General features: G+C 50.0%; 9 protein-coding genes. 4 read left to right on the top strand and 5 right to left on the bottom strand.

All coding sequences use genetic code 11. From position 1 onward, the window contains the following. Positions 1-128 precede the first annotated feature (128 nt). The 4 genes from A918_RS0115365 to A918_RS0115350 all read right to left on the bottom strand — a co-directional run bounded on the left by A918_RS0115365 (position 129) and on the right by A918_RS0115350 (position 3,885). Positions 129-608, bottom strand: a complete 480-nt coding sequence (locus tag A918_RS0115365; RefSeq protein ID WP_022711914.1) for an NUDIX hydrolase — start codon at positions 606-608, stop codon at positions 129-131. A 355-nt stretch (positions 609-963) separates the two neighbouring features. After that, positions 964-1,461 carry a xanthine phosphoribosyltransferase gene (gene gpt / locus A918_RS0115360; RefSeq protein WP_022711913.1) on the bottom strand — a complete coding sequence of 166 codons (498 nt, stop codon included), beginning with the start codon at positions 1,459-1,461 and terminating at the stop codon, positions 964-966. A 601-nt stretch (positions 1,462-2,062) separates the two neighbouring features. After that, complete coding sequence (locus A918_RS0115355; protein ID WP_022711912.1) at positions 2,063-2,959, bottom strand: universal stress protein; 897 nt, start codon at positions 2,957-2,959, stop codon at positions 2,063-2,065. A 179-nt stretch (positions 2,960-3,138) separates the two neighbouring features. Next, complete coding sequence (locus tag A918_RS0115350; protein WP_022711911.1) at positions 3,139-3,885, bottom strand: competence/damage-inducible protein A; 747 nt, start codon at positions 3,883-3,885, stop codon at positions 3,139-3,141. Positions 3,886-4,161: 276 nt separating this feature from the next. Between A918_RS0115350 and wrbA the strand changes: the two genes are divergently transcribed. Together wrbA and A918_RS0115340 are read left to right on the top strand one after the other, a co-directional pair. Next, positions 4,162-4,761 carry an NAD(P)H:quinone oxidoreductase type IV gene (gene wrbA / locus A918_RS0115345; protein ID WP_022711910.1) on the top strand — a complete coding sequence of 200 codons (600 nt, stop codon included), beginning with the start codon at positions 4,162-4,164 and terminating at the stop codon, positions 4,759-4,761. Positions 4,762-5,142: 381 nt separating this feature from the next. Further along, the gene (locus A918_RS0115340; RefSeq protein WP_022711909.1) at positions 5,143-5,418 is read left to right on the top strand and encodes an HU family DNA-binding protein; all 276 of its coding nucleotides are present in this window, start codon (positions 5,143-5,145) and stop codon (positions 5,416-5,418) included. Between the two features lie 213 nt (positions 5,419-5,631). Here A918_RS0115340 and A918_RS20720 read toward each other — a convergent pair whose 3' ends face one another. Continuing rightward, positions 5,632-5,937, bottom strand: coding sequence for a hypothetical protein (locus A918_RS20720; protein WP_225684799.1), 306 nt, complete (start codon positions 5,935-5,937; stop codon positions 5,632-5,634). A gap of 575 nt (positions 5,938-6,512) precedes the next feature. Here A918_RS20720 and A918_RS0115330 point away from each other — a divergent pair. Together A918_RS0115330 and A918_RS0115325 are read left to right on the top strand one after the other, a co-directional pair. Next, complete coding sequence (locus tag A918_RS0115330; RefSeq protein WP_022711907.1) at positions 6,513-7,673, top strand: efflux RND transporter periplasmic adaptor subunit; 1,161 nt, start codon at positions 6,513-6,515, stop codon at positions 7,671-7,673. Positions 7,674-7,682: 9 nt separating this feature from the next. Further along, positions 7,683-10,761, top strand: a 3,079-nt coding sequence (locus tag A918_RS0115325) for an efflux RND transporter permease subunit (RefSeq protein WP_022711906.1), incomplete at its 3' end; no start/stop codon positions are given.

Below are 10,761 nucleotides of genomic sequence, written 5' to 3'. Positions count from 1 at the left end.
GGGCCCCTTTACAATTTTAGAGCATATTTCTTTAAACTTGGATCAGTTTAAGGTAACATTATGCGCTGATTTTAAAGTGTTAGAGCGAATTTTGTGTGCCAAGTCCGGACACGGCGCTCTACTGAAATTTATTTGCTGTAGATGAAGTCCGGCAGGTTCAGCAGCAGTTTTTTCAATTCCGGTTCATCAACACGCGCTGCAGCTTCTTCAGGGCTGACCCATTCACTGATACGCTGACCGCGCTCCGGCCAGTTCTTCGCCATGCGTTCAAATTCAACGGCATAGACATTAACGGTAAAGCTTGGAATGGCTTCGGCTGGCAGATCATATTTCATATAATCAAACTGGCCAACAGGATCAGGATTAACAGAGCCGCGAATGCCCGCTTCCTCAAAAGCCTCACGCAGTGCCATGTCATGCAATGTCTTGCCGGCTTTCGGCCAGCCTTTTGGCGTAATCCAGCGACCGGTGCCGCGACTTGTAATCAACAGAATTTCAGGAGAGGGGCCGGGATTTCGATAGACCAATGCCGCAACCTGCAGAAGGCGTCCTGCAGCTGTTAAAATCCGTTTATCTGTCGCGACAATTCCGCTTCCCTGTATATTCACTGAGTTTACTTACCTTTTTATATATTTTGTTGGCCATTTTGAATATATGGCATTTATTCATATGCTTATTCTGAGATGCATATTGTTTATGCAAATCATTATCCTCATCAATATGGTTTTAAATTGTCTGAGGTGTGATCGTCTCAAGAATAAGACGAAATATATTTGTTAAGTTCCGGCGCTTTATCTGTCAGGACATCATGTTGACCACCCATTCCGGTCAGTATGATCTGGCAGCGCTTATTTTTTGTAGTTTACGCAGATAAAAATTTAGCACAGCTGCCGGTTTTATCAGTTGTTCGGAGCCGGCATTGCAGTGTCGCCATCAGAAAAATCTGACGGCGACACAAATCATTTAACCGCGATGGCCTTTGGCAATCGGTTCCTGATAGGTGAAACCCATATCCCAAGGGAAATAAATCCATGTGTCCTGCGAGACTTCGGTGACGAATGTATCAATCAGCGGGCGTCCCTGCGGCTTGGCATAAACAGTCGCAAAATGTGCTTTTGGCATCATATCGCGTACAATTTTTGCGGTCTTGCCGGTGTCGGTGAGGTCATCAATGACCAGAACGCCTTCGCCGCCATTTTCCAGCAGTTTTTCACCGATGGATTTGATAACGCGCAATTCACCCTGTTCACTGTAATCATGATAGGAGGCAATGCAGACGGTTTCGATCATGCGGATGCCAAGCTCACGGCAGATAATGGCTGCCGGTACCAGACCGCCACGGGTGATGGCGACAATTGCGTGCCAGTCTTTACCCTGTCCGGAAATACGCCATGCGAGTGCGCGGGCATCGCGATGAAATTGGTCCCAGGAAACCGGGAAAGCTTTATCAGGCAAGGACATCGAAATGCTCCGTTTATAAAATAGTCTGACAGATCCGCCGTCTCAGATGAAAGTTGCGGTGGCTCTGTACTGTTGTTTCGTTTCAGTATGATTCAAACCGGCAGAGAGTTTGAAAACAGTAAAATATCCGCCGGGAACCGGATTCATTACATCCGCTTCTTATCAGAAATAATGACGGTATTCCGGCAGAGTACAAGACCCTAAATTCGGCACATCATTGTAGATTTACCGTTTTCAGGTGATTTACCGTGATAAACGAAAAAGCACTTTTCTGGCAATATTAACTTTGCCACAACCGCAGATAAATCTGCAGTTGTGTGTGATTTTCACTTGTTTTCGTTTTCTTTCGTTTCTGGCGCCGGATATAGAGCACTTCTGCGCTGGAGCATATCGCGGAAAAGTGGGTGCCGGTTATCCGATAGTGACATGCGTAAAAACAAAGAGATAGAGCGAGCGCAGTGAATGCAATTCAATGCAACACGCTCTAGAGCGGTTTACGTCCATGCTGGATCGCAATACTCGCTCTAGATTCTTTAGTTTGTCGCATTATCCTACGCAAAACCGCTTCGCACTTTTGCCGGAAATGCTCTGGAAACAAGGATCAGCGTGAAAACAGTGTCAGGCAGGGCATATTCGCCAAAAATGAGCGTGTGACACCGCCAAAGATCAGCTCTTTCAAGCGTGACTGGCTGTAAGCCCCCATAATCAGCACATCAATTTCATTGGCTTCGACATAGGCGCGCAGGCGATCCTGAACGGTTTGCCCTTCGGAAGGGATCAGATCAATTCTGGCTGAGATATCGTGGCGCTGATAGGCCTGCTGCAATCTGACCGCGATTTCCGGTGCTTCGCGCGGCGCGTCAGGGTCGCGGTGCGGGGCAGGGATAACCGTTGTTGCTGCTTCTTCACTCTCGGGTTTTGGTGCGTTGACCCAGACAATGCGCACGGTTGCGCAATGGCGTGCCAGCGGCAAAGCATCGAAAGCAGCGCTGGACGCTTCATATTTTCCGTTAAAAGCGATAGCGAGCTGGCGGATGCTGCGGGGCGGATGGAAATTATACGGCACAATAAGTGTCGGGGTTTTGGTATTATATACGAGCTGATCCAGAGGGGTGATCTGTGTGTCCGGATCATCCGGATCGGCCTGTCCGGCAAGGATGAGATCTGCAGCCATGCCGAATTCATTGATGGTCTGGCTCGCATTGTCGCTTTCGGAGCGGACGATCAGGAATTCAGACGTTGTGGCATAGCGGGTAATCTGTTCCTGAAAGAGGTGGGCAACAGCCTCGGCATTTTTCTGATGATGCCGAAGATGGCCTTCATAAAAACTGGCATCTATAAAGCCGCTTGCATCAGAATAAATAACCGGTGTCGGAATAACATAGAGGCCGGTTACATGCATGGGCTCCCCGTCTTGCGCGAGCAGCGCAAGAGCCCTGTATATTCTCTGCAATTCCTGTGTGCTGCGGATATAGGCGATGACGGTACGATAGGACATGGATAACACTCCGTATTCGTTACGCGTGAAAGCTGCGCAAATTCAGATGATTTTATTTCTCGGCATCAATCCCCCTTTTATAGCGGGGGATCAATCATAATCTGCTGTCCGTTTCCTCAATAATACCTGACATGTATTATAACGTATTTTATGGCGGTGATAAACGCAAATGCTTGCAATTATTGCTGAATATCTGCCAGCATTTTCTCAACAGCTGCGGCTGCCGCGGCGAGTTTTTCCTCATCGCGTGCACGCACAACCAGCTCTGTCGAAAACTTACCGTTCTCGAATTTCGGATAAGAGCCGATGATTGTTTCAGGATGGGTTTCCTGAACTTCACGCAGAGGAATGCCGATCACGCCCTCGCCAAACGGGCAGATAATTGTGCGGGAATGAAAGCGGCTGCCGGTACGCAAAGTAGGCAGAATATTCTCGACCATTGCCTGAAAAACGGAAGGCACACCGGCCATCACATAGACATTGGCAATAATGAAACCGGGGGCAACAGAGACCGGATTGTCAATATGCTGTGCGCCTTGCGGCATACGCGCCATGCGCTGGCGCGACGGCGTGAATTCCATGTCTCTGGATTTATAATGAGCAGCCAGCAATGCCATGGCTTTTTCATCATAAATACAAGGCAGGCTGAAAGCGGCGGATACGGCATCCGCAGTGATATCGTCATGGGTCGGGCCGATACCGCCGGACGTAAACAGATAGTCATATGCTTCACTCAGCTCAAGCACGGCCTTAACAATGGCCGGCTGATCGTCGGCGACAATACGAACTTCGGTCAGATCAATACCGGCATCATAAAGGCGGTCGGCCATATAGCCGATATTTTTATCTTTGGTGCGGCCGGAGAGCAGTTCGTCGCCGATTGCCAGCATTGCCGCACGGATAATCACGGGTTGTTTATTCGTCATGGGAGACTCCATTCACAACCAGAACATGACCGGACAGGGCACCGATCGTCAAGTGATGCTGATGTGCTGATTTGCGATCCGCATTGTTTCATAAAGCGGAAGCATTGCTGTGCTAACGGCCGGTTATTGTCCTGAATGTTGAACAGTGCGTCCTGTAAGTCGCGACTGGTGCATTTCAATTTCTGTATTAAATAGGATGCATGGATATCAATGTGGTTGTCGGTTTTGTCTCAGAACAGCATCGGCAGACCTGATTAAAACGGAGAATTTTCGAATATGGCTAAGGTTCTGGTACTTTATTATTCCGCTTATGGTCACATGGAACAGATGGCGAAAGCCGCTGCAGAAGGTGCGCGCGAAGCCGGTGCTCAGGTGGATATTAAACGCGTTGCAGAACTGGTGCCTGCTGAAGTTGCCAAGGCTTCCGGCTTCAAGCTGGATCAGGAAGCAGAAGTTGCAACACCTGCAGATCTCGAAAATTATGATGCGATCATCGTTGGCGTTTCTTCGCGTTTCGGCACCATGTCTTCACAGATGAAAAACTTCTTTGACCAGACCGGTGGTCTGTGGGCCAAAGGCGCATTGGTGAACAAAATCGGTTCCGTTATGGCTTCGTCTGCAACACAGCATGGCGGTCAGGAACTGGCGCTGATCTCCACCCAGTGGCAGCTGCAGCATCACGGTATGATTATCGTTCCGTTGTCCTATGCCTATCAGGGGCAGCTCGGTAATGATGTTGTTCGCGGTGGCGCACCTTATGGTATGACAACCACTGCCGATGGTGACGGCTCCCGCCAGCCTTCCGAGCAGGAGCTCGAAGGTGCACGCTTCCAGGGCAAGCGCGTTGCTGAAATCGCCGCTAAAGTTCACGGCTGATTTAAAGAGCAGGGCAGGAATGCCCTCGCGGATAATCTGAAAAAGCGGCTCCGGCCGCTTTTTTTATTGCGCGTTCACGGCCGGAAACTTGCGTGAAAAATGACCGGCAAACAGGTGAATTCTGGCCTGTCAGCGACAGAATCCCTTAGCAGTCTGTAGATTCGCAATGCCGGCATTTCGTGCCTTGGATCGTGTAAAATTGGGAACCTCTTGGTGCTAGAGAGGGCAAAATGCCGGTTTTCAGGGGTTATTTCTGTGTTTAACCCTGCTTTTGCGGGGTCGAAAAGGAAAACTCTGCTTGGTTCAGCTGTTTCTTTGAATAAACTTCGCCAATCCGGCTGAGTCGTAACCAGCGGAAAAAAACACGAAAGGAATTACCTCATGAACAAAAATGAACTGGTTGCTGCCGTTGCAGAAAAATCAGGTCTCACCAAGACCGATGCTGCTTCAGCCGTTGACGCTGTGCTTGAATCCGTCACCGGTGCATTGAAGGACGGCGGCGAAGTTCGTCTGCCAGGTTTTGGTATTTTCTCCGTCTCCCATCGCGCAGCTTCCACAGGCCGTAATCCTTCGACCGGCAAGGAAGTTGAAATTGCTGCGCGTAACGTACCAAAATTCTCGGCTGGTAAAGGCCTGAAAGACGCTGTTAACAGCTAATCAGTCTGTGACGAGGGCAGGGGAAATTCAGATTATTCCTGCTCGGCCAGAGATCTGCGGAAACGGCATTGCTGTGATTTTAAACAAGAGCAGCAAGTGCCGGTAATTTCCGGCCGATCTGAATTGATATAAAAAAGCCGCGAAGACTGTCTGGTCTCTGCGGCTTTTATTTTATGCAGGAATATATGTGGCCCGAATTTTGAGCGGCGCTTGTTATTTATTGCTTGGCGGATTGTTGCCGATATCCATGATGATCGAGCCGCTGATTTTCACTCTGGTCTTGCCGACCATAAAGCTGCCGTCCGGATTGCTCTGAAGATAGGTTTCATCCGGTTCTGCCTGCGGCGGTGTCACAATGGGTTTGGCAGGTTTAACACCGGGCAGGGAGTAGACAGGTTCGGGAGTTTCCTGCGTTGCCTTTACCGGTGCGCGCATGTCCTGAGCCGAGGCGGGCAAGGTCAGCAGCAGGGCTGCCCCTGTCATGAATGCGGATAATGTTGCCGTTTGTCGTTTTCTCATGGGAAAGCATTGTCCGTTTGTTACAGGCTGAGATGAATTTGGCATAATAGCTGTCTTCATAATCAGCAATGAATCATGGCATAATATAGTGCAGGAAAACAATTCCCGTAGTGCACAACCGCCGGATCGCGCCGGCGGAATGGTTAAAATTCATAACAATTTCGTGAGTAATGCCGGAAGATGCGCGGCCGATAATATAAGGTGTAAAAATCCGATTTTTAGTCTAAGCTTCAAAGAATTGATGTGAAAACGGCAAAAATTATATTGATCGGAGATAAATTTACCGTTTGCAGACAAAATCTTGCGCCGAAATTGGGCAAATCCTGACATTTCTGATCCGCATTTTCCTTCTTGTGAATGCGTTGAGCCGGAAACGGGTTTATCAACCGGCCTGATATGAGCCGGTAATTTCGTTGCCGGACAATGCTGATGACCATAGCGTGACCAAGCATGAGTTGACAATTTTCAGCTTAACGTACAGTTATCGCACCCTATTTAATAAAAACGTGTGTCCAGCCATGCCGATTGGACATTCTTCGTTCTGTATCCATTCTGCGGCAGGAGTGCCACATAAGATGATTAAGCGTTTCATCATCGCGATTATATTGCTTGTTCTGGTATGCGGAGGGCTGATCGGGTTTAACCTGTTCCGTGCGCAGGCCATTAAGGACTTCTTTGCAAATATGAAGCAGCCGTCACAGGCCGTTTCAACCCTTGAGGTCAAACCGGGCCAGTGGCTGCCCGGCGTTGAAGCAATCGGTTCCGCCCGTGCTGAAGACGGTGTCAATCTGACTTTCCAGATCGACGGTATTGTCAAAGAAATCCTCTTCAAGCCTAACCAGCACGTCAAAAAAGGCGATCTTCTGGTGCAGCTGGATGATGAAATCCAGAAAGCTGATCTCGTAGCAAGCAAGGCTGAAGCCGAGCTGAGCGAGCAGAATTACAAGCGTGCGCAGACATTGCGCACACAGGGCGTCGGCGCTGTATCCAATGTTGATACAACCGCTGCGGCTTTGTCTTCCGCAAAGGCAAATGTTGCCAAGGCACAGGCAACAGTTGATCTGAAGCGTCTTATTGCACCTTTCTCCGGTGTGATCGGTATTTCCCGCGTGGATATCGGCCAGTTCATGGCACCCGGTAATGTTGTCGCAACATTGCAGAATGTTGACACGATGCGTGTGGACTTCACCGTACCGGAGCAGGAACTGAAGAACCTGTCGATCGGTCAGGAAGTTCAGATCGGTGAATCCGCTGCGGATTACGCTTTCAAAGGCAAAATCATCGGTATTGATCCGAAAATCGACCCTGCAAGCCGTCTGGTTTCCATTCAGGCACAGGTTGATAATTCTGAAAAATCACTGGTACCGGGGCAGTTCGTACAGGTTCGTGTTGTTCTGCCGGAAGAAAACAATGTGATTGTTCTGCCGCTGACCAGTGTCGTGACCAGCCTTTATGGTGACTATGTTTTCACTGTGGTGAAAAAAGAAGCTGCGAAAACCGATGCCGCTCAGGCAGCAGATGCACCAAAGACAGATGCAGCAGCAACAGCTGATGATCTGATCCTGCATCAGGTGTTTGTGAAGCTTGGCCGCCGTACCGGTAATAATGTTGAAGTTCTGAGCGGCGTTAAGGAAGGCGATATTGTCGTGACTTCCGGCCAGAACCGCCTGAGCAACGGGATGGGTGCGCATATTGACAATAAGGTCAATCCTGCTGATGCCCAGAAGAAACCATAAGGTCGAGAGATGAGCTTTTCTGATAGTTTTATACGCAGGCCGGTTCTTTCGATTGTTGTTGCGCTGATGATTATCCTGCTTGGTTTGCAGGGGATTTTTAATCTGTCAGTGCGGCAGTATCCGGAAGTGGACGAAACGGTTATCACCGTTACGACCGCCTATGCCGGTGCCAGCGCGGAGCTCATTCAGGGCTTCATCACCGCGCCTATTGCGAAAGCAGTGGCGACGACTGAAAATGTTGACTATGTGACTTCCAAAAGTAGCCAGTCACTCAGCACTGTTACGGTTCAGATGAAGCTCGGGGCTAATCCCGATGCGGCGCTGACAGAGGTTATCTCCAAGGTCAATCAGGTTCGCGGCGATCTGCCGAGTGAATCGGAAGATCCGGTCATCTCCAAAGGTACCGGTCAGTCCTTTGCGACCATGTATCTGGCCGTACAGAACCCGAATATGACCAATGAGCAGATCACGGAATATATTGACCGCGTGATCCGTCCGCGCATGTCCACCATTGAAGGTGTGGCTGATGCGCAGATCCTCGGTGGTCAGGAATACTCCATGCGCGTATGGGTTGATCCTATCCGTATGGCTGCCCGTAATGTGACAGCTTCGGAAGTGCTGGCTGCGATTAAAGCATCCAACTTCCTGTCGGCACCGGGTAAGACAAAGAACGAATATTTCGCAACTGCGATTACCCTGCGTTCCACTTTGCAGACGCCTGAGGCTTTTGCGGAGATGCCGATCCGTGCGGAAGGTTCCGATATTATCCGTATGCGCGATGTTGCCAATGTTGAACTGGCAGCAAAGAGCACGGATACTGTTGTGACATTCAACGGTTCCAGCGGTACATTTATCGGTGTGTTCCCGACGCCTTCGGCCAACCCGATTGACATGGCAACAGCCGTGAACAAGGAACTGCCGAGCATTCAGGACAGCCTGCCGCAGGGCATGAACATCATTCTGGTTTATGATGCGACCGAGCAGATTTCTTCTTCGATTGTTGAGGTTTTCAAAACAATTGCAGAAGCGATGATTATCGTTGTTATCGTGATCCTGCTGTTCCTTGGTTCGTTCCGTTCGGTTCTGATCCCGATTGTTACCATTCCGATCTCGCTGATCGGTGTGTGTTTCTTCCTGTTCATTCTCGGATTCTCGATCAATCTTCTGTCCTTGCTGGCGATGGTTCTTGCCATCGGTCTGGTGGTGGACGATGCGATCGTGGTGCTTGAGAATATTCACCGCCATATTGAAGAAGGTCTGACACCGATCCATGCATCCTTTGTGGGCATGAAGGAAATTACCTCTTCCATCGTGGCGATGACGATTACACTGGCTGCGGTGTTTGCACCGCTTGGCTTTACCGGTGGTTTGACCGGTTCGCTGTTCCGTGAATTTGCGTTCACGCTTGCCGGTGCGGTTATTCTGTCCGGTGTGGCGGCACTGACCATCTCTCCGATGATGTGTTCGCGCATGCTGAAACATGGTGAAGCCAGCCGCTTTGCCCAGTTTGTAGACCGTTTGTTCACCCGTTTTGAAAACGGCTATGAACGCTGGGTTTCCGGTTCTCTGAACTATCGTCCGATCACCATGCTGGTCGTTGTGTCTCTGGTTGGTGTTATGGGCTTCCTGTTCGTGAACACCTCATCGGAACTGGCTCCTGAAGAAGATTCCGGTGCGCTGTTCTCGATGTTCAGCGGTCCTAAATATGCGACATCAGACTATACCAAGCTTTATGCAGACCAGATCGATGAACTGACAAAAGATCTGCCTGAACTGAAAGCCCGTTTTAACATTGTCGGTTTTGGCAGTGCGACAAACGAAGGTATTGCTCTGTGGGCATTGAAAGACTGGTCGCAGCGTGACCGTTCGCAGAAGCAGATTCAGGAAGACCTGACCAAGCGTATTAAAGATGTGACCGGCGTACAGGCCTTCATCTTTGCTCCGCCGTCGCTGCCAGGTACCGGTGGTGGTCTGCCGATTTCGATCGCTATCCAGTCGACAGGTTCGTCGGATCAGGTTTTCGAAATCTCTGAGGAAATCAAGAATGAAGCGCAGGCTTCGGGACAGTTCATCATTGTTCAGAACTCCCTGTCGTTCAATTCTCCGCAGACAACGATTGAAGTTGACCGTGAACGTGCATCCGCAATGGGTGTGACTGTCAGCGAAATCGGTGCAACCCTCGGTCTGATGACCGGTGGTGGTAAGGTTGCCCAGTTCGACCGTGATAATAACAGCTATGATATTATCATGCAGGTGCCGGATGAATATCGCCGCAATCCGTCCAAGCTCGGTGAATTCTATGTTCGCAGTGCTTCGGGTGAGATGGTGCCGCTGTCTGCCGTGGTGAAGATTGTAAATCAGGCTTCCCCGACTGCAATTGAACAGTTCAACCAGCTGAACTCCTCAACGATTTCGGCTCTGCCGCTGCCAGGTGTTACAACCGGTGACGGTCTGAAAACGATCCTTGATATTGCCAATGCCAAGCTGCCGGAAGGCTTCTTCATTGACTATTCGGGTCAGTCACGTCTGGAAATCGAACAGGGTAATACAATCCTGATCGCCTTCTCGCTGGCTGTTGTTGTGATTTATCTGGTGCTGGCAGCACAGTTCGAAAGCTTCCGCGATCCGTTCATCATTATGATGACCGTTCCGCTGTCGATTTTCGGTGCGATTGTGCCGCTGAACCTTGGTCTCGGTACGCTGAACATCTATACGCAGGTTGGTCTGATCACCCTTGTGGGGCTGATTACTAAGCATGGTATTCTGATGGTGGAATTTGCCAATCAGCAGCGCCATGAACACGGACTGAGCCGTCACGATGCGATTATCGCTTCGGCTAAAACCCGTCTGCGTCCGATCCTGATGACAACTGCAGCTATGGCGCTCGGCGTTGTACCGCTGATGATGGCAACCGGTGCCGGTGCGGCAGCGCGTTACTCCATGGGTCTGGTGATCTTCACCGGTCTGATGGTCGGTACAATGTTCACCCTGTTTGTGGTGCCGATGTTCTACACGCTGATCTCTGCGAAGACCGTTAAACCTCTGGTTTCGGTTCCGACAGAGGAAGAGCTGAAGGCGGAAGTGCAGT

Source organism: Pseudochrobactrum sp. AO18b, assembly GCF_000409565.1.
GTDB classification, from domain to species: Bacteria; Pseudomonadota; Alphaproteobacteria; order Rhizobiales; family Rhizobiaceae; genus Pseudochrobactrum; species Pseudochrobactrum saccharolyticum.
This window is presented reverse-complemented; position numbering and strand designations above follow the sequence as displayed.

Coding starts and splice junctions, on each gene's coding strand:
- A918_RS0115355 (WP_022711912.1), bottom strand. CDS start 2,959: ATGTCCTATCGTACCGTCATCGCCTATATCCGCAGCACACAGGAATTG.
- A918_RS0115340 (WP_022711909.1), top strand. CDS start 5,143: ATGAACAAAAATGAACTGGTTGCTGCCGTTGCAGAAAAATCAGGTCTC.
- A918_RS20720 (WP_225684799.1), bottom strand. CDS start 5,937: ATGAGAAAACGACAAACGGCAACATTATCCGCATTCATGACAGGGGCA.
- gpt (WP_022711913.1), bottom strand. CDS start 1,461: ATGTCCTTGCCTGATAAAGCTTTCCCGGTTTCCTGGGACCAATTTCAT.
- wrbA (WP_022711910.1), top strand. CDS start 4,162: ATGGCTAAGGTTCTGGTACTTTATTATTCCGCTTATGGTCACATGGAA.
- A918_RS0115330 (WP_022711907.1), top strand. CDS start 6,513: ATGATTAAGCGTTTCATCATCGCGATTATATTGCTTGTTCTGGTATGC.
- A918_RS0115350 (WP_022711911.1), bottom strand. CDS start 3,885: ATGACGAATAAACAACCCGTGATTATCCGTGCGGCAATGCTGGCAATC.